This window comes from Photobacterium sp., from assembly GCF_033720175.1.
GTDB lineage: Bacteria > Pseudomonadota > Gammaproteobacteria > Enterobacterales > Vibrionaceae > Photobacterium.
The window spans coordinates 235,943-255,699 of the sequence record NZ_JAWWDA010000002.1 but is presented as its reverse complement, the minus strand read 5'-3'; the positions used below and the strand labels follow the sequence as shown (position 1 = coordinate 255,699).

The window sequence follows — 19,757 nt, the reverse complement described above, 5'->3', positions numbered from 1 at the left end:
TTAGGCTGTTTATACCCAAACAACCTCGTTTAACGGAAATTATTGTTTATACTATTTATTTTTTTTCTGAGATGTCTTTAACTATAACTGAACCGGAACCTGCATTATCTGCAAGACTCTTAGTTTCGTCAAAGTAGGCAATAGAACCTAATTGTGATCCAGCCTCAGCCATTGGATTTTGTACTACTTGAATAACAAGGCCGTCTGCGGGGCTATTATATTCTTTGATCTGTTCACCAAACGCACTGTATTGAACAAACATCAAGTCTCCCTTTTTAACCGTATCCAACACTTTTACCTTTGGTACGACAAAGCCACCATGTTCAGCCGTTACATCTACCCATACATTTGTATCAACGATATCATCAAACTTTGCTACCTTGCCTTTGATTACACCTGAGAACCGCAATAAGTTCATAGACCCTTCAAGTGCTTTTTCAACCCATTCAGGCTCATAAACCTCACGTGAACCAATTTCTAGCGTGAATGCGGGAATTCCAATACTATTAAATGCACCGGCTACTGAAGTAACACTTGAACTATTGATTGTTGCATTTAAGGGAAACAACCGTGTCAGTTCTTTTACTTCAGGGATACTTAAATCCGAATAAGCTGCTAATGGAAATGTAGTTGGATTAGCCGTATGCATATCTAAAGCATAATCAGCATTATCTTTTAGTAAATTATTCCAAAGGGAATAAGAATATCGCTGGCTACTACTTTTTTTTGTAACTAAAGCCACTTGTCTGTTAAGGTTACTGTTCACCTTTACAGGGCCAGATGGAACATACTCTCTAATATTAGCGATAAGACCAGGAATGTTATACTGATGGACAATCGTAACAGTACCTGACATTTGTTCCGTATTAAGATTTTCTTTTATGAGATTTGCCGTTAAATATGGGTTCATTTCATTAGCATGCACACCAGCGACAAACATGACACTTTTACCCGGATTTTTCCCTTTCAATACAGAGACCGGTACATAATAGTACTGTCCGGTATTAATCTCATCTCCTGCACGGAAAAAAAGTTCATTTACGGTATTATTGTCAAAGTCAGAGACATCTAACTGCGTGATTACTTTACGTCCTTGAACAACATCACCATTATAAAGAGTCTCTGCCATTACTGAACCAGAAAAAGCAGTGAACAATGATAAAGCGATTGCTATATTTTTCATAAAAACTCCGTTTAAGTGAAAATTTAAATAATAATTACTAGACAAACAATAAGATGTAATACACAGGTGATTTTCCTATAGTAATAGCGCATGAATTTTAAAACATGCGCTATTGATAGAAAATATGATTATTTTATTAATTTAAAAAATAACGCCATGGATATTATTTGATATTTTCAGCAAACGTAATCAAGGCTTTTTCGAAACACTCTACAGGCGGGTTAGTAATACCACAACCAATCATTCCTACGCCCGGTTCTTTATGCGCAATCGCCGTATTTATAATAGGTAAAATACCCGTTTCCAGAACTTTCCGTATATCTATACCTGAGGAAATACCTTTAAAGTTCAACAATGGGATGGTTACATTTGGATTAAGCGCGGTTGTGATTTCATCCATCGTAATCGAATAATTAATCGCGTCATCTATTGTTCCCCCCACGAGGGCAACAATCGCTGGTGCCGTGGCCATCGCAAAACCACCTATCCCGTAAGTCTCTGTGATTGCACTATCTCCAATATCTAAACCGGAATCTTCGGGTTTATATCCGGCAAATAGTGGACCAACCACTTTTTGTGCAGGACCGGTAAACCATGTGAAGCCAGGGATCCCACTTATACGAATACCAAACTCAACACCATTACGTGCCATGGTTGTTACAATTGTGCTATTTTCCACACCATGACCGGCGTCAAGCGCACATTTACACATTGCCATCCATGTCGGGCCCGAGAAATAATCACTCGAAGCAATAAAGTCAAAGACTGCTCTTTTTTCTTCTGTGCTGAAATCAGTTTCAAGAATTAGTGGTGTTAATGCTTGAGCCAACAATACTGTTCCGGCATTGTTGCGGTTATGGCATTCATCACCCATATGCAGAGCCTGTGCCAGCATTAGGCGTAAGTCGATTGGTTCTGCCTTATCCATGGCCGCTTTCAGCATCGGACCAAGAACATCTCGCATCCAGATAAGGCGCTCAATCACACTTTCATCATTCGCCCCCATTCTCAGTATTTTTGCCATCTGCTCACTTAAATTTGTGTATGCGACGTTACCGAAAGTCTTATTTTCCACCACATGCATATACATCGAAGCAGAAGTTATCCCAGCCATAGAACCGACACAGTCATGCTCATGACATGGCGAGAATGTAATCTCACCAGAAGCAGCAAGTTTAAACGCTTCATCCATATTAGAGGCCAGGCCTTCAAAAATAAGGGCTCCGCTTACTGCGCCACGCATTGGACCATTCATGTCCTCCCAACAAACAGGGGGACCTGCGTGTAAAATTGTTGTTTTGGTCATCCCTGGAACAACATCAATCGCACGTTCATAACCCACCAGTAGAGGGTGAGATTCAATGATACGTCTCACCGCTTCTTCATTCGCGCTATTAATTCGCTCTGCAATCTCTGGCTGTGCTAATTTATCTAATGCTTCGATAATTTTCGCATTACCACCGGCAATGGGTTGCCAATTTACTTGTGAGACAGGCGCTTGTTGCTTGCTAATATCATCTTTAAAAAACTCAACACCAACGTTAATAACGTTCACATTTGAAAATAGCTTTTCGATCTTATTCATTGATTATTCTCCCTTACTCACAAATGCTCTTGATAATAACCCAGTGTTTTGACTGCTACTTGAAACAGTTACGCCCACTTCAGCTAATTTATTGACTTGTTCACTTAGTTTTGGTGTATCGCTGTCGGTGCCAAGCACATAACCTAAGATTTCCAGATGCTGACCACGCGCCTTAGCTTTTTTCTTTGCTTCAATAATCGCTGGCAGCGTTACCCCGACAGGATCGAGATGCGAGCCATAACCAATTACAAAGTCTAAAACAATGACACCGACTTCTGGATCGTCAGCTTCTTGTAGCAGACGCTCAATACGGGAAGAAGGATCAATCATCGGGTGCGGTCGACCATTGGTGAAATCGTCATCACCAAAGTCAATGAAAGTATGCCTTTGACTCACATTAATATCCGCTAGGCGCTGATCTGGATTCTTGGCAATATTACTATAGACATCGCTATAAAATTCACGCGTTAGCATCATCGTTTCTTCGCACAATGTACCGCCACAGAACAAGCCTCGAACATACTTTTGCTCTGGTGCTAGCTTGGCTTTGACTTCTTCAATCAACGGTAAATTCAATGCTCTCTTATTGATGCTTGCTTCATCCACTCCGGTAAGAAGAACCGCTTGGAGTGCCGCTTCTTTTGTCGTTTTAGCAAAATATGCACCCGCTTCAATTACCGGTGCTTCATCCCCACCAAGCAGACAAACGACGACTGGCTTGCTAAACGTTTTAACCAATTCAAGTACTTTTTTCTCGACGCTTTTTGCCGCAGGTTTAGACACGATAACAATCACATCGGTTGCCGGATCTGATTCTAATGCGCGTAGACCGTCAAGCATCATGATACCGCCAACCTCTTCACTAAGATCGCGGCCGCCTGTACCTAAAAGTTGTGAGATACCACCGCCGAAGTCATGGATCCTGGCGGTGACTTCTTGACTGCCGGTTCCCGAGGCACCAACCACACCGATATTTCCATGCCGAACTTCATTAGCAAAACAAAGCCCGACATGATTAATAATTGCGGTACCACAGTCAGGCCCCATCATTAATAGACCTTTATCATGGGCAAATGTTTTTAATTCAACCTCATCAGAAACAGAAACATTGTCACTAAACATCAAGACATGAAGATCATTATTCAATGCAATCATGGCTTCACGTTTTGCGAACTCACCCGGTACAGAAATAATAGCCAGATTAGCATCCGGAACATGCTCAATCGCGATCTTTAGTGTTGCGTGTTTCTTTTCATTGCCCCCTAAACCCGACACAGCTTTATCACGCCCTTTTAGAAGGTCCTCTACTTTTACTAAAGCCTCATCACAGATGGCTTCGCTATCTGCTTTCACAACAATAAACAAGTCACCACTATTCGCCGATTTTACCTCTGGCAGTAAAAGCCCTACATTGTCTAATACACCTTTGTTCATTTCTGTCGCCATTGCGACAACAGCTTGTTCTAAATTTTCCATTTCATTAATTTTTGTTGATAGTGCCATTAATGAAACCGAATCAAAATATGTGTTCTTTTTAATAATTACTTTAACGACCATTTTTTGCCTCGAATATTATACTTACGAAATATATAAAAACTCTGAAGACCTTACATCAACCATTTCAACCAAAATTATTTTTTGGCATATTGACGAGGTTATATTTCAGTATTTCCCTATGCCATTAAATTGGATAATCTATCTTTGTACTTAATCAAATCTGACTGCTCATCACAAATTAATAAAGCATTATCAATAATCATTAACGCTTGCTGATAACGCCCGATAAGTTCTAATGACTGTGCTTTATGCAGGTGATATAGGGCATTCCCGCAATCATGAGTAATTGCATTTTCAATGGCTGAAATAGCTTCTTCATGTAAACCTAATGTACGCAGACTATTCGCTTTATGAAATGAGAAGTCGTATCTCTGAGGCTGTTGCTTTAACAACGTTGTCATCTCCTCAACCGCTTCACAATGCATTCCAAGCTCTCGTAAATAGTTAGATTTATGATAGCGTATAAAATCATTACCCGGATCAGAACTAATCCCATTATCAAATTCGATAAGTGCTTCTTCGGCTTTCTTATTCAATCGGTAACTGTTTGCAATATAAAGATAAAACTCTACTTTACCTTCAGAAGCCGTTAATCCTTTCCTATAAGCGATAATCGATTCATCGTAGCGTTTAAGCTCCGTCAACACATAGCCGTAATAGTAGAAATAGATAACCTCATCTGGGAAGTCATGCTTGTTTTCATTCAATACGTCTAGTGCTGCTTCATAGTCAAAATTCTGAATATGACGCTTGATAAGTTGCAATGACTTTGTGTATTGACTTTTGATTGAGTCTCCATCTTCCATCAAATCGACAATGTGCTTTTGATCGAGTTTTTTTGCATAATCAAGCGCACTGAGACCATTTCGATCCTTAAGATGAATATCGGCTCCTGAAGAAATTAAAACTTCAACAATATCACTATATAAATAGCCGCCATCACCCAGAATAACGGACTCTAGCAATGCCGACCAACCAAGTTGGTTAACATGGTTCACAGGGATTCCCGCATTCAGGCTCACCTGAACGGTCCGTAAAAAGCCTTTTTCGCTTGAAGGAAGCAACGGAGTTCCCCCAAAGCGGTTTACGCTATTGACATCAGCACCCGCAGACAGCGTTAGTGACAACAATTCATGAAACCCATTTGCTCCAGCACATAAATATGGTGTTAGCATATTCACATCTCTAGCATTTACATCAGCTCCGTTATCTATCAACACTTTTGCAATAGCTAAATTATTTAACTGAACAGCAACCATAAGCGGTGTGCAGCCGTTACTATCTCTATGATCTATATCATCAACTTCATTTATATTTTCAATAATTTCTTTTATTGAATTATTTTTAACAAGTTCATGAAGCGATACTTTTTCTTTTATTTCCATTTCAATCACCAATTTATGCCGTTTCTGATACAGATTGAATATTTTGGTTTTTCAACATATTTTCTTCTTTTACATTTACGTAATGCTTAATTCCAAATAATCCGGCCAACATTAAATATGAATAAACAAACATCATGGAGTCTGGTTGTGCGAATCCAACACCGTTTGCATGAATAAACCCGATAAGAGAAAGACCAGCAGCGACTAACGCAGCAACAATAGCGCGCAATGGTGTATTATTAATCGCAAATATCGCCATGCAACCCCACAATAAACTTGCTAGTGGCGCGCCATTTCCTAACCCTACCATGCCTTCATAATAGATACCTTTAGCAGCCAGAGCATCTATTCCGACCTCTGCAGCCGATGTTCCGGCAGTTGCCAAAGTGTTTTTAAACATGGTTAGAGCCCAATAACCAATCCAAGGGAATAAACAAACAAAAATAACCGGAACTTCTGTTTTTGGTGATTCCCGAACCACTTGGTTAGCCGTTACGATACCGATATATACAAGAATTGGTGCAATTGCTGAACCCGGAATGATGCTTAGTAGTACTCCGCCTAAACCTAAGACTGTAACCAAGAACATCGTTACGCCGTTAACCAAGGTATAACCAATACTCGCACCCATCTCTTTATAAGCAGCATGACCGACATATACCGTTACAGGGAAAGGGTTTCCCATAAATGCGCCAAGCATTGAAGAGAATCCATTCACCGTCATAATTTTTCGAGTCGGATAAGAATCTCCAGCCGCATCCGCACTTTCAATATTCTCTAAGTCAAACACATAATTGGCCAGACCCAGTGGTACTGCAGAGGCTAAGTAAGGAAGAGCATGAGGAATGCCGTCAATAAAATCATTGATGTGAACTTGAGGGGGGTTGAAACCGGCGTCGGCTAAGGAAGCAACAATGGCGTCCGCAGACTGAAGTCCGAACATCCAAGACAGCACCGTACCTACAATAATCAGTAATAACCCTGTTGGGATCTTAGGAAAAATGGGCTTTTTCCCAAACCAGTTGATAAAAATAATCCCTAATACAACAAACGATACTACTGGCGTCGTAAACGCTTGAAGCATCGGGTTCATTGCCAATAAAGTTAATCCTAACCCGGCAAGACATGAAAGAAGGACCGTTCTTGGCACGATGCGACGAATAGCATCACCAAAAAATGAGCCGATCAACAAGATCATAGCTTCTACGAAGCACCAGACTAGCGCAATTTGAATGGCAAATTCTGCGTTTTGAGTTGATTGGTAAACCGGCATGATAACAAGAAAAGTTACCGTAAATATTGATGGAGCACTTGGACCGGAAGGCAGTGCTGTTACATCATCTCGACCCGTTTCCTTTTTCAGTTTATAAGCAAACCAAGCATAGAAAACGCTTGCGCACATTACTGCAAGACCAAAGGCTGGTGCTACCTGGCCCATAACAAAGTCTCTAGGGAGACCAACAACGAAAAGCAACAGTCCCATCATTGTTAGTAGGTTGGTTAAATTGTTTGTGAAGAGGCCAAAAAAAGCAGCCCAATCACCTTTGCGCCATATGCTACTTATGTCCATATTGGATTCCTATTGTGATTGAATTATTCTGTTAGTTTGTATTCCGAACACCCTCAAACTAGCAAAATAGAGGCTATTAACTAAATTATAAAAATGAATGGGAAGAATTAATATTGATGATTACTACAACAAACCCAACAACAAACAAACAATGCAACAACAATATTTAACCAGCCATTAACGCCCTCAAATGGTTCCATACCCCTTCTGTGACCAATGTCACCTATAATATATTCAACGCAATTTTTATGTCGTGAATCCAAATCATGACTAATATCACAATCCATTTTTCACTCAATTCTTTACTGTCTTCCGGGAAGTTTCTGACAGCAACCATGTTTATTCTTTATATCGGTAATCATTTTTAGTCACGCTAATAAAACGAAAATATTACGACGTCAATGAACTACTTTTCATTACCAAATATCATCATCAACTAGAAGATGTGGACTTGAGCAGCGAATTTTTGAAGCGTTCACTCGCGCTAATAAGCCCTTTTTTTCGTACCGAATGTAAGAAGATAGGAGGATTTGACTGGTACTACAGTGTTAAGGTTGCTGAATGAATCTATGTAACTTATCTAAATCGTTCACTAGAAGCTGGTTATCGCTCTTAATGATCAGTTGCATCTCAATTAATTGCTTCACTACTCGCCGGTACACCCGCTCTGATGTACCAAACCGCTCCGCTTCTTTATACACCAGGGAATAATTAACCGTTGGTTTAGTTCCGATATGACGCTGGTAAATATCCCAAGCTATATTAAACAACAGTGGACATAGGAATCGGTTCATAGTGTTTGCCATCCCATCTTGATAGCGTTCTGACATAGAACTACTTAGCCATATCGCAATCTTGGGATCTTGCTGAAGAATCTCCGTCATAACAAAGACAGGAATGATTTTAGCTTCAATCACTTCACTTGCTTGTACGTCAAACTGACAGGGACTACTGGTCAAGAATTCATCTTCGCCAAAAAGATGGTTATCAACAAAGTTAAGGCCAAGACTATAACGCCTAGAATTCTGAGCCGTATAGACTATCGAAAACTGGCCAATATCAACCCAATACAGCTCGGTGATCTGTTGCCCTTGACGTAAAAGGTATTGATCTGGCTGGAATATTTTTGTCGCTAAGTTGTGTCTTTCCATCGATTGACAGAACAGCTGATATCCATGCTTTATTATCTGATTTATTGACTTCATGGTGAATATTTTATCCAAAACTGAGAGCTATATCGGCCATAACCAGACAATTGTCCTAATACTATGCCCTTCGTGTCAATTATATTGCAGCCATTGAGACTAACTAAGGTGATATTATGACTCCTCATATTAATGCTAATCGTGGTGATTTTGCAGAAACGATATTGATGCCAGGCGATCCGCTTAGAGCAAAATACATTGCCCAAACATATTTGAGCAATGCCAAACAAGTGTGTGATGTGCGTAACATGCTTGGCTATACCGGAGAGTATAAAGGGCAAGAAATATCTGTGATGGCTCACGGTATGGGAACCCCGTCGATGGCGATTTATGCCAATGAACTTATCAAAGAGTTTGGTGCCAAAAAACTGATCCGTATAGGCAGTTGCGGTGGTGTTGCAAGCGATATTTCCTTGCGTGATATCATTGTACCCAATGGAGCTAGTACAGGGAATGCGATGAACAGGGCGCGTTTTGCTGGCTATGATTACGCTGCAGTTCCGGACTTTGAATTACTAAAAGCTTGCTGGCAAACTGCAGATATGCAAGACGTACCAGTTCGTTACGGTAACATTTTTACCAATGATTTTTTTTACGAGGATCCTGAAGCCCTGCTACCGGCCTTACTTAAAATGAACATATTGGCTTTGGATATGGAATCAGCGGCATTATTTACGATCGCAGCACAAAATAGAGTACAGGCATTGAGCATGTTAACCGTTTCAGACCATATCATCACAGGTGAAAAGATAAGCTCTGCTGATCGTCAAACCACTTTCAACCAAATGATGGAACTTGCGTTAGAAACTTCGATTAAATAGAAAGAATGAGAATTAATTTATACCTGAGTTCAAGTCCGAACAACGATTTTTATTTAAGATTCAGATCTATAGATTATTATTTTAGGATCACTGATGATTGCTAAAAGTGGAGGTTCTGTTACGCCTGAAGTCGACCCTGTTTACGAGTAAAAAAGACAGATCTGCGCCTTTCTCTATCTGTCTCTTTCTCAAGTAACAGATGAAAAAAAGCCAGCAATTAAGCTGGCTTTTTAGAATGTGGCGGAGAGATAGGGATTTGAACCCTAGATACGCTATAAACGTATGCCGGTTTTCAAGACCGGTGCTTTCAACCACTCAGCCATCTCTCCAGTGCGGCGAATAATACGCTGCTGAATAAAAGCTGTAAAGACCTTCCAAGCTCAAGTGCTCAACAGATAATCAATATTTGCTATTTTTCCATAGATTGCTCAACTATCAATCACAACATGCGGTTTAAAGTCAGAATAAGGCAGATTCACTTCACCTCAGAATTGAGAATCGTGGTACAGAAGCTAGGTCTATAATTATCGTTGGTTACAATGGCGATAATAGAGGAGTTTTATATGAAATGGTTAATTTCAATGTCTGTTGCATTGTTGATGTTTTTACCTCCAACAATAGCAGCACAAAGTTCTACACCAACTCTGAATGATGTACAACAAGCATGCAAACTGAAACAAGTGACCCATCGCTGCGAAGTTGTGAGCAATGAAAAAGCCGTCAAAGGTATTTGTATCGATGCACAATGGTACGGCCTGATCTGTTCTGAACGTAAGTAGAAGTAAAAGTTAAGGCTATGAATATGGCCTTAACTTTTACTTTTATCGTAAGCGCTTACATATTTTTGACGTTATCAGCTCAGGAAAAAAGCGCAAAAAACACCTTAACTAAATGATTTAATATATTTTAAATATTTCTTCACGGTCGGAAACAGGTCAGATCCCGAGCAAGGTTGTGAAATTATCAGTCTTGCGCTCTTTACTATAAACTAAAGTGATATTAATCAATGGTCAGGGTCTGAATGGATCGAGCGGGCATTCTTACATAACAGCCTAGATCCTGATTATTCAGTACATCGACCACATCACGCTCAAGACTTAAGTCATTCACTAAACTGTAAACCGATTCACTAAGCCATTTTGTTCATGGGCGAGTTCATCTAGTCTGCCGCTCACTTCCGCAACCTGCTCCATTGATAAATAATTGGCATCGGCTATATGACTGATATCCTCGAGACTGCGGGCTATCATATTGGACGTTGAGCTTTGCTCTTCAGCCGCCTGCGCTATATGGCTACTCATCTGGCTGATCTCAATAATAATTCCCTGAATTTCTTCCATCGCGCTGTTAGCATCGGATGACTGGGAGATACTTTTATGCATTTCCCTGACACAACTTTGCATCACTGATGAAGCTTGCCCAGAGCTCTGCTGCAAATTTTGAATCATGCTTTCAATCTCTGCTGTCGAATCTGTCGTCCGTTTTGCCAGCACCCTGACTTCATCGGCGACAACCGCAAAACCCCGTCCTTGCTCACCGGCACGAGCCGCTTCTATAGCAGCATTCAGTGCTAACAAGTTGGTTTGATCGGCAATATGGCGAATAACATCCAAGATCGAGCCAATGTCGCTACTCATCACCTGAACCGTAGAAACCACCGTTACTGATTCATCAAGGCGCTCTGATAGCTGGTGGATCGTCGAGATATTACTGCTCATGACCTCTCTACCGGTTCGAGCTGCAACTTCAACTTCATGAACCTTAGCCATAGAGCTCTGCGCACTATTAGCGACATCTTTAACCGACTGCTCCATCTCTGTCATCGCAGTGGCAACCGATGACGTTTGCTGCCGCTGATCATTCAAACGCGATTTGGACTCTGTTGTTGTTGCCTGATTTTGCTCGGCAACCTGAGCTAAGTTGCCCGAGGCCACACTGAGTTTTCGCAAGATATCCTGCAAATTAGAAGCCAGTGTATTGATGTGATTACTGAGCTGGTTGAACTCAGTAAACGTATGCTCATCCACTCGCTGGGTCATATCCCCCCCCGTTAACGCTTCAAGGGTTTTGAGCATAGAAACTAACGGTTTACGTACATTTCTCGCCAGTAGCCAACCCAGGAAAACAGCAAAGAAAGTCACTAAAACCCCCATGACGATGGCTTGGGTGTAGCCGTCAATGTAGCTCTCATTCGCGCTTTCGATCGCATTTTCCATCAGTTTATCGGCTTCAGTACGAAACGTTTCAAGGATAGCCATCGCTTGATCAACTTCACTGGTAAGCACAGAAATATTGGCATACAGACGGTGACCCGCCTCGACATAACTGAAGTGCTGATTCAGTACGCCACCTTTTTTACCGATATCCCGGGTAAACTGTTCTACAGAAGGATCAAAGGTATTCTTAAGCGACGGTAACTGAGCTATCAGTCCCCTATAAGCATAATTGAGCCGGGTGACGCTGCGCTTATTATCTTTAAGCGCTTTGGTGATTGTTTCTATATTGTCACTGGCCAATGCATCTGAAGTGATCGTTTCTGTCTGTTTAAGCTTGATAAAATAACTTTTTGCCATCAACTTAACCGCAATATTTTCCTGGTTGTTGATGTACTCCTTCATCCCTACCCTTAACTCTGTTTGCAGGTGTTGGAAACGGCGGACTGCTTTTTGTCTCTCTTGCTGAGCACTTAACTGAGTTCGGTAATTTTCCATCGCTTTCTGGGATTCAGAGAAATAACGATCTTCCAGCGCAAGCAGTGCAGTTAGCTGGCTATTTAATACCGGATTGTCTTTAGATATTTCAGATAGTTTCCCAAGCGCAGAACTAAAGCCGTTATGCGCCAAACTAAATTTTTCTTCGTAGCCTTGCATTCGTTCGGCATTTGGGCTGGTAAGGAAATCTTTAAATATTTTATCTGCCGCTAATAATCTAACACTGGTTTGGTTAGCCAATGAGACAAGAGGAAAAGCATCTGAGGTTACAGATTGAAGCTGATTATGAATGCGGGTTGTTCCATCCAACATCAATATTACTGTCGCGACAAGCAGTGATACCATTAATGCAAACCCGGCATACATACGTTTAATAACCGAGGTTTGGCGAATTTTTTTCATAATATTCTTGAATTCCATTTTGGGGTAAAAGGCATTTATACCCAAACCACCTGAAAGACATACAAATATGTACTCTCAAGTAGTTGGGATATATATACCCAAGTGACCTCAAGGTGCAGGATTCAGAGTGAGTTCAGCGTGTTCAATTCAAGGAAAATGTGTGTAGGAATGGCCATCCCTTTCAAACACATTTGACACAGAAGTGGGCACACTGACTCACTCCCGAAGGGCGAGTTTTATTGGCTCCTATGCTGCGTTGCTGATTATTAACGTAGAACAATATGTCTTCAAATCAGCGCCTTGCCTAGAAGCCAATAAATTCTCGCTGAACAAGCATCTTGAGGTCACTTGGGTATAGATAGCGATTTAAAAATAGAACAGGTGGAAGGTTACTTCCTTCCACCTGTTGTTTTTTACTTCACTAAGCGAACATTCTTAACGCTAAATTCAACACCCGCTTGCGAATTGCCCCATGCTGGTAGTATCGCCAAAGGTTTATCAACACTTTCTACGATGTCATCGATACCTAAGCCGCTGACAGGCACTGAAATAGCGGTCCATGTTCCTGTAGCTATATTCCCTAAAGAATAATCAGGACTCGCTGCATTTTCCTGTGATGACTCCATTTTAATCACTAAGCCATCAACATTGTCACCATATGAAGTAACCAACAGATCAAACTCTAAAGTACCCGCCTCGACATAGTTCGTTAAATTCTGCGTTTCACCGCTCAAGAAAATAACCGCTTTGTCATCTGCAGGACTGGCCGCATTGTAAGTGACATTCACAACTGTCGCCCCGTCACCATCAACAGTCGTTGTGGTTGAAACATGATCTGGCGCAGGACTCCAATCACTGCCGGTATGAGCACTCCACACTCCGACACTCGGGCTCCAGGTATCGCTCCAAATGTAAGAGATAGCCTCATCTAAGGCTGGCAGTGCAGGTACTGCTAATGCCGCACAATCTACTTCATCGCTGGCTGCATCGAGGCTACGCGGTACAAAACGGATTTCGCCTAAATCAAACGCCATTTCGCCCGTTGTTGTCAGCAGGAACGGGGTATTAAGCATTGAGTACTCCATACCTTCCTCGGCAAAACAGCTAAGCGCAAACTTCATTGTTGTCCATTCCGTCGAAACGGCCGGTAGCACATTATTGATTTTGACATCACCAAGGCATGGCCACTCACAGTGCATGGCAAGCGTCGTATCTGCCGTCGGTGACTTGATCATTTTGATATCAAACTGCAACGTGGAATCGGCGTTAAAATAGGCATTTTTGTCTACCGTCTTTGTATCTTCTGTCTGAAGGTACAGCTGCGCAACATCGGTGCCATCAAATACAACATTCAAAGCATCTTGCTGATGCTTATAGTTGATTGGACTCGTAGCTAAACCACCAATCGAGGTTGTACTACCGTTTGACACATCAAGGCCAGCCCAACCATTTGCTGCACCGCCGATCCGTGCAACAAACTCCCCTGAAGATTCACGACCGAACACTTCCATATTCGATGTTGCAACACCATTGTCTGGGGCTTCCTGGCCACAACCATAATCACGCGGGTCGAGAACGAGGTTATTTAAGTCATTTTCAGATGTTGTCGTTGAACTATAAGACAGACCATAACCATAAGGGAACAGGGGCTTGTGCTCACCGCTAATATCCTGCTCCGGTGCCGGAGTCACGTAATCCTTAATATTGGGCGCAATACGGTTGATGGTGGTCGAACATTTTTTCATCGGCCATGAATAAGACAAGTGACCTGTAAAGTCCTTACCATCTTTGTTAAACAAGACGTCAGTAATACCACCAGCTTCAGTACCTGGCAACCATGCCGCAACAAAGGCATCCGAATTGTTGATTTCTTCATTCACATATAGCGGTCGACCAGAATAGAACACGGTCACTACTTTCAGGCCAGCGTCCTTCAATTCTCTGACTTTATCTAAGTCAGCTCTATAAGAAGCCTTAATGGAAGAGAATTCCAATGTCTTATTGGACTTGATATCACCAAACATTTCCGCATAAGGGTCTTCACCGATAACGACGACCGCTACGGTATTTTCGGTCGCTTCACTCATATCGGTAATGATGTTTTCACTACCGACAACATCCTCCAGCGCCATTTGCATGGTTGTCGCGCCCGGGAAGTCAGCTTCTATGGTGTTTTCATTACCCTGCCAGGTCAGCGACCAGCCACCGGTCTGTTTCTGAATATTGTTGATGGCACTACCTGCAATCAAGATTTTCTGATCATTCGATAGAGGCAAAATACTGCCTTCATTTTTCAACAATACCAATGACTGACTAACCGCTTCACGTGCGAGGGCACGGTGCTCTGCAGAGCCCAGCAGCTGTTGCTGACCAGCCAATGTTCGCTCAGAGGGCATCGGTTTTTCCCACAAGTTAGCACGCAGTTTTACCCGCAGGATACGGCTTACCGCATCATCTATACGCGCCATAGGAATCGTGCCGTCATTCACCTGGGCAATCACATTGGTATAGAATGCCTTCCAGTCGCTATTCGCGGTAACCATAAACACATCGTTGCCTGCATTGACAGCGGCTGGGCAATTTGAGGCACTACAATCATTGAGCTCGTTCTGGCCGTTCCAGTCGGTAACGACAATACCGTCAAAGCCCATTTTGTTTTTAAGAACATCGGAGATCAGATACTTACTGCCATGCAGTTTTTTATTATAATCTCCGCCCTCAACCTGATCGTAATTAGCATCGTTATGCCAGGAGTTAAATGAAGACATAACTACTTGGGCCCCGGCATTGAGCCCGGCGAAATAACCTGTGGCATGAATATTACGCAGGTAGTCTTCGGAGTAGTGGTTCTCGCCACGGTCGACACCATCTTGAGTGCCGCCATCACCGACCCAGTGCTTCACATTTGAAATAACATTTCGCTCGCCAGCCAGACCGTCAGCCCCACCTTGAATACCTTCAACCATCTTAGCTGCGTATTGATAAATGATTTCTGGGTCTTCTGAGTAGCCTTCGTAAACCCGTCCCCAGCGGTAATCACGAGGTGAGGCCACCGTGGGTGCAAATGTCCAATCCAGGCCTGTTGCTGCAATTTCTTCCGCTGTCGCCTTGCCAATTTCATAAATCAAATCTAGGTTATTTGCCGCACCTAAGCCAATGTTATGCGGGAAAACCGTCGCTTGGAAAACGTTGTTATGACCGTGAACCGCATCCGTTGCCCACATAAATGGAATTTTAAATCCGCGGCCAGCAAAAGCGTCTTCTAGTGCAAGCCAATATTTGTCTGACTCTTTTGCCCAGTCTTCTGCTGTAGCGTATTTATTTTCACCGGGCCAAGCCCCTCCCCCATTTAACAGTGAACCTAGTTTATACTGTTTTGCTTCCTCCGGCGTCACCTCTAGAAGATTAGGCTGGATCATCTGACCGACTTTCTCTTCGAGCGTCATTTGAACCAGTATTTCAATAATTTTATTTTCAATTACTTCATTTTTCTGAATGGCACTTTTAATAACTGGCCAATCACCAAAATAGGGGACTTTAGACTGTGTTAAATCGGTAACTGAATTATTATCTGATTCATTGCACCCTGCAATTAATGCCAGCGCGATTAAACATGGTAGTATTTTTTTATTATTACGCACTATGTAATCCTTTACTTTAATTTTTTATTAAGGAAAAGTGAGAGCACCACCTGTTTGGCGGTGCTCTCCAAAAGCGGAAAGCTTAATAATTAATATTCGGCCCTATCAGGCTGAAAATAGTGAATACCATAGACAACTTACATTGAAGAGATTATTGGTTTACCACCAAGCTTCCCACATTGCGCCAACTGCAAATGTGTCACGGGTAGTATCGCCAATGATTTCTGAACCATCTCCCGCAACTTTATTATCGGCATCACCCACTGTTGCGTAAAAACGTAGCATTGGGCGATCCCAAGAATTTTTACCGATAGCAATGTTTTGAGACAGAGTAACCTTCCATGCTGCATTTTCATCAGCATTGTCATAATCAACCAGAGAGTAACCTGCTTCTAGCCAAGTCGAATGGATATCGTTCCAAGAATGCATTGGGCGAACAATCGCACTGTAGTTAGTACGATCATCAGCGGCATCATTAGCACCGTCATTGTTGTGATAAGCAAGCTGGTAATCTAGCGTAGTGCTATCACCCAAAGACATACCACCTTGGAAACTGGCATATATCGTATTTAAATCTTCTGTCTTGTTGAATGCAGAGTTATCGGTGTTATCCGTGTAACGAAGACTCAGTTTTTTACCATTAAAGTTGAAGATCGTACCGACTTGATACGCCTTGATGTCAGCTTCAGCTGAGTCATCTGAAGACAAGCCATAATTAGCAAAGATACTTAGATCAACGTTATCGGCTAGCTTAATATCATGTAGTTTTGTGGTAAGTGCATAGTCACCGTTATCGCCAGTGCCAGTCCAACTGCTACCGTCTGTTTGTGCCACAAAGGCAACATTTAATTTTACGTTACCCAGTTCAAGGTTTTTGATACCGGCACCCTGACCATCATGAGTCATAAAGAAATAGTCATTCAGGCCTTCCTGAGGACGCTGGTGGAAATCTCGACCGGCCCAAACATAGGCATTTGGCTGTGACGCGAATACGTTAGATGCGCCTGCATAGAATTTTTTCAGGAAGACGTCACCATTACCTACATCATCAGTGAACGTATCACCATTAGAGTCTTCTTTTTCTAATGAACCTGGCATTTTCCACCAGTTTTCAAGCATAAGTACAACATCCCATTTTGTACCATTGGGACCTTCAAAACCTTTAGAAAATTGGAATTCACCACCGTTAGTTTCATTTCCTAAACGACCTGCTGCGTTACCGGCAAGTTGTCCATCAGCGGTTACATAATCGTTTCCATTATTCGCATAATGCATACCATAACGTGCGTAGCCAGTGAATGCGAAATCGTCTGATTCTGCATTAGCAAAATGGGACGCCGATAAAGTTGATGTTGCTAACAGGCACGCAAGGGTAAGGTTTGATAATTTCATTCTAACTCCAAAATTGTTATTTGTATTTCCATTAACGTTGAGAAAGAAAGCGCTTTCTCAATTAGGTAAAAAAAAGGGGTAGTATGCTTGATAAGCTAACTATTAATTCAGAATTAATAAGAGAAACTTATTAAACAACCTCCTAAATCACCTTTAAAACCGATTATAGGAGTAAACATTTGCATTTAAAGTGATCACAATCACCAAAGGAAGCGCTTTCACGAGATCGAATTCACAATATTAACAAGAACATCACTTTCCTGACAAATGTGACCATCATCACACCCCATCCAAAATTACACTTAAGAGATTGATATTATTGTTAAATTAATCTGTTATATCACTGCACTACCACAGAGGATTCTCATTTGTTGATTACCGTGACGATATTCTTGTCGTTGGCTCCTCTATCAACTTACTATAATCAGAGATATATCCGGTTTCAGCATATAACATCAGATAGCAATAATGCTTATAGTTCGCTGATATAAATGCATTTTTTTACTCCCCTCTCAAGCATCACATATCTTCTAGAAAGCGCTTGCACTAATATCACGATACGGTCAAAATTGAATTATTGAGTCCGAAAATATTGATGTTGACGTAGTAAGACAGCACCTGTATTGCTTATCTGCAAAACAGATGAGTTTGAGCCGTTCAAAAAACAATCATCGTAAGGAAATAAAGTTGATCACCATTAAAGATGTATCCGAACTTGCCCAGGTTTCTCAAGCGACGGTTTCCAGAGCCTTAAATGGACATCCTACGGTCAAAGAAGAAAATAAGATCAAGGTATTTAAAGCCATAGAGCAACTTGGTTATAAACCAAATGCATTTGCCCAGGCACTGGCATCGAGTCGTTCAAACAGTATCGGGATGCTTGTTGGCTCTCTGGATGGTCCCTTTTATGGTCCCTTGATGCACACAGCGGAAAACACTGTTCGTCAGAAAAATCTTCATTTAATTGTTACCAGCGGTCAGGAATCAAAAACAAAAGAGAGCGACTCAATTCGATTTTTACAGTCTAAACAAGTTGATGGCTTGATCATTCATTCCGATATGCTCTCTGATGATGAATTGATTAAAATTGCGAAAGAAACGTCACCGACCGTTATTCTTAACCGTTACATTCCTGAATTATCAGAAAACTGCATCTGCATTGATAACGAGTTAGGTGGATATCTCGCCACTAAGTACTTGCTTGATAATGGACATGAAAAAATCGCATGTATTACCGGGCAGCTCAGTAAAATTGACAGCCGTGACCGTTTACAGGGCTACAGGAATGCATTATCTGAATATGGCATTCCGTATGATGCGAATTTAATTGTCGAAGGCCGTTTTGATCATGAAGGTAATCACGAAACAGTCAGGCGATTACTCGATCGCAATAACGAGATCACTGCGATATTCTGTCAAAATGATAATATCGCCTTAGCGGCCTATGATGTATGCAGTGAAAGAAACCTGTCGGTGGGGGACGATATCTCGATTGTTGGTTTCGATAACGACACTTATAGCCAGCATATTCGCCCTAAGCTCACTACTGTTAACTTCCCTGTCAGCGAAATGGGAACAGAAGCCGCGAAACGAGTTCTGTCTTTACTCAATAATGAGTCTTACCCACTGAACGGTAAACTGACACCAGAGCTGATAATCAGAGACTCCGTTAAGAAATTAAATTAACAACGTTGATAGGTAATGGGAAGTAACTCTCCCCATTACCTTACCTCAAATCAGGACAATCCCCGGGCTATTCGGCCGATATCAAAGCCACACTCTCCGTGACAATGAAGAATAAACGAGCGAACAGACTCGGCTTCTCCCATAAATAAAAGGCAGATGAACTGCCTTTTATGAGTACTGAAAACAATTACGCCCACAAACCAGATGTTAATTTCACCAACCTGTCGCGAATACTGTCATCAATCATTATTTTGGGGGAATTGCCGTCACTGGTATCACTGTTCTCCACAATCAGAACCTTGCCATCATCACTAAGCGTATGCGTATGGTATACGCCACGCTTAATATTGTAGGTTTTATTTGGTTCCATATCCCAAGTGGAAATATCAATGATATTGTGTTCGTCATCAAGCTCCGCGCAAAACAGAATGCACTTTCCTGACAACAAGACAAACACCTCATCGGTTTCGTTATGACACTGAAAATTATCAATTTTATCAGCATCTAATTCATCGATATAATTCAGTATTGCCACTCGCCATGACTGGAAATCAATCAATGGCGAGTAGCCCACCTCATCATATTCAGACATCTCGACTAGATGACTATTCACATTAGC

13 protein-coding genes and 1 tRNA gene are annotated in these 19,757 nt (G+C 41.7%); 3 read left to right on the top strand and 11 right to left on the bottom strand.

The genetic code is table 11. The features are described 5' to 3' along the window. Window positions 1-55 precede the first annotated feature (55 nt). From R3289_RS03735 to R3289_RS03710, 6 genes are all read right to left on the bottom strand, one after another. Window positions 56-1,183 carry a succinylglutamate desuccinylase/aspartoacylase family protein gene (locus R3289_RS03735; protein ID WP_318924148.1) on the bottom strand — a complete coding sequence of 376 codons (1,128 nt, stop codon included), beginning with the start codon at window positions 1,181-1,183 and terminating at the stop codon, window positions 56-58. 163 nt (window positions 1,184-1,346) lie between these two features. Then, window positions 1,347-2,768 (bottom strand): DUF1116 domain-containing protein, encoded by a 1,422-nt coding sequence (locus tag R3289_RS03730; RefSeq protein ID WP_318924147.1) that lies wholly within the window; start codon window positions 2,766-2,768, stop codon window positions 1,347-1,349. A gap of 3 nt (window positions 2,769-2,771) precedes the next feature. Beyond that, window positions 2,772-4,325, bottom strand: a complete 1,554-nt coding sequence (gene fdrA / locus R3289_RS03725; RefSeq protein WP_318924146.1) for an acyl-CoA synthetase FdrA — start codon at window positions 4,323-4,325, stop codon at window positions 2,772-2,774. Window positions 4,326-4,441: 116 nt separating this feature from the next. After that, window positions 4,442-5,710, bottom strand: coding sequence for an ankyrin repeat domain-containing protein (locus R3289_RS03720; protein ID WP_318924145.1), 1,269 nt, complete (start codon window positions 5,708-5,710; stop codon window positions 4,442-4,444). Window positions 5,711-5,723: 13 nt separating this feature from the next. Beyond that, entirely contained in the window at window positions 5,724-7,280 is a 1,557-nt protein-coding gene (locus tag R3289_RS03715) for a xanthine permease (RefSeq protein WP_318924144.1), read from the bottom strand. A 548-nt stretch (window positions 7,281-7,828) separates the two neighbouring features. Beyond that, complete coding sequence (locus tag R3289_RS03710; protein WP_318924143.1) at window positions 7,829-8,431, bottom strand: Crp/Fnr family transcriptional regulator; 603 nt, start codon at window positions 8,429-8,431, stop codon at window positions 7,829-7,831. Between the two features lie 167 nt (window positions 8,432-8,598). Between R3289_RS03710 and deoD the strand changes: the two genes are divergently transcribed. After that, complete coding sequence (gene deoD / locus R3289_RS03705; RefSeq protein WP_318924287.1) at window positions 8,599-9,306, top strand: purine-nucleoside phosphorylase; 708 nt, start codon at window positions 8,599-8,601, stop codon at window positions 9,304-9,306. A gap of 238 nt (window positions 9,307-9,544) precedes the next feature. Here deoD and R3289_RS03700 read toward each other — a convergent pair. Next, a tRNA-Ser gene (locus R3289_RS03700) sits at window positions 9,545-9,635 on the bottom strand. A 234-nt stretch (window positions 9,636-9,869) separates the two neighbouring features. Here R3289_RS03700 and R3289_RS03695 point away from each other — a divergent pair. Then, window positions 9,870-10,085, top strand: a complete 216-nt coding sequence (locus R3289_RS03695) for a hypothetical protein (protein WP_318924142.1) — start codon at window positions 9,870-9,872, stop codon at window positions 10,083-10,085. A gap of 330 nt (window positions 10,086-10,415) precedes the next feature. Here R3289_RS03695 and R3289_RS03690 read toward each other — a convergent pair whose 3' ends face one another. From R3289_RS03690 to R3289_RS03680, 3 genes are all read right to left on the bottom strand, one after another. Next, complete coding sequence (locus tag R3289_RS03690; RefSeq protein WP_318924141.1) at window positions 10,416-12,419, bottom strand: methyl-accepting chemotaxis protein; 2,004 nt, start codon at window positions 12,417-12,419, stop codon at window positions 10,416-10,418. 413 nt (window positions 12,420-12,832) lie between these two features. Further along, complete coding sequence (locus R3289_RS03685) at window positions 12,833-16,060, bottom strand: glycoside hydrolase family 3 protein (RefSeq protein ID WP_318924140.1); 3,228 nt, start codon at window positions 16,058-16,060, stop codon at window positions 12,833-12,835. Window positions 16,061-16,219: 159 nt separating this feature from the next. Then, the gene (locus R3289_RS03680; RefSeq protein ID WP_318924139.1) at window positions 16,220-17,452 is read right to left on the bottom strand and encodes a carbohydrate porin; all 1,233 of its coding nucleotides are present in this window, start codon (window positions 17,450-17,452) and stop codon (window positions 16,220-16,222) included. Between the two features lie 687 nt (window positions 17,453-18,139). Between R3289_RS03680 and R3289_RS03675 the strand changes: the two genes are divergently transcribed. Then, on the top strand, window positions 18,140-19,138 hold the full coding sequence (locus tag R3289_RS03675; protein ID WP_318924138.1) for a LacI family DNA-binding transcriptional regulator: 999 nt from the start codon (window positions 18,140-18,142) through the stop codon (window positions 19,136-19,138). A 187-nt stretch (window positions 19,139-19,325) separates the two neighbouring features. On the opposite strand, the gene R3289_RS03670 is transcribed toward R3289_RS03675, so the two are convergent. Beyond that, on the bottom strand, window positions 19,326-19,751 hold the full coding sequence (locus tag R3289_RS03670) for a hypothetical protein (protein ID WP_318924137.1): 426 nt from the start codon (window positions 19,749-19,751) through the stop codon (window positions 19,326-19,328). Between the last annotated feature and the right edge of the window lie 6 nt (window positions 19,752-19,757).

What these genes read in the sequence shown, in the direction of transcription:
- R3289_RS03730 (WP_318924147.1), bottom strand. Translation starts at nt 2,768, where the DNA reads ATGAATAAGATCGAAAAGCTATTTTCAAATGTGAACGTTATTAACGTT.
- R3289_RS03720 (WP_318924145.1), bottom strand. Translation starts at nt 5,710, where the DNA reads ATGGAAATAAAAGAAAAAGTATCGCTTCATGAACTTGTTAAAAATAAT.
- fdrA (WP_318924146.1), bottom strand. Translation starts at nt 4,325, where the DNA reads ATGGTCGTTAAAGTAATTATTAAAAAGAACACATATTTTGATTCGGTT.
- R3289_RS03735 (WP_318924148.1), bottom strand. Translation starts at nt 1,183, where the DNA reads ATGAAAAATATAGCAATCGCTTTATCATTGTTCACTGCTTTTTCTGGT.
- R3289_RS03680 (WP_318924139.1), bottom strand. Translation starts at nt 17,452, where the DNA reads ATGAAATTATCAAACCTTACCCTTGCGTGCCTGTTAGCAACATCAACT.
- R3289_RS03715 (WP_318924144.1), bottom strand. Translation starts at nt 7,280, where the DNA reads ATGGACATAAGTAGCATATGGCGCAAAGGTGATTGGGCTGCTTTTTTT.
- R3289_RS03710 (WP_318924143.1), bottom strand. Translation starts at nt 8,431, where the DNA reads ATGGAAAGACACAACTTAGCGACAAAAATATTCCAGCCAGATCAATAC.
- R3289_RS03695 (WP_318924142.1), top strand. Translation starts at nt 9,870, where the DNA reads ATGAAATGGTTAATTTCAATGTCTGTTGCATTGTTGATGTTTTTACCT.
- R3289_RS03690 (WP_318924141.1), bottom strand. Translation starts at nt 12,419, where the DNA reads ATGAAAAAAATTCGCCAAACCTCGGTTATTAAACGTATGTATGCCGGG.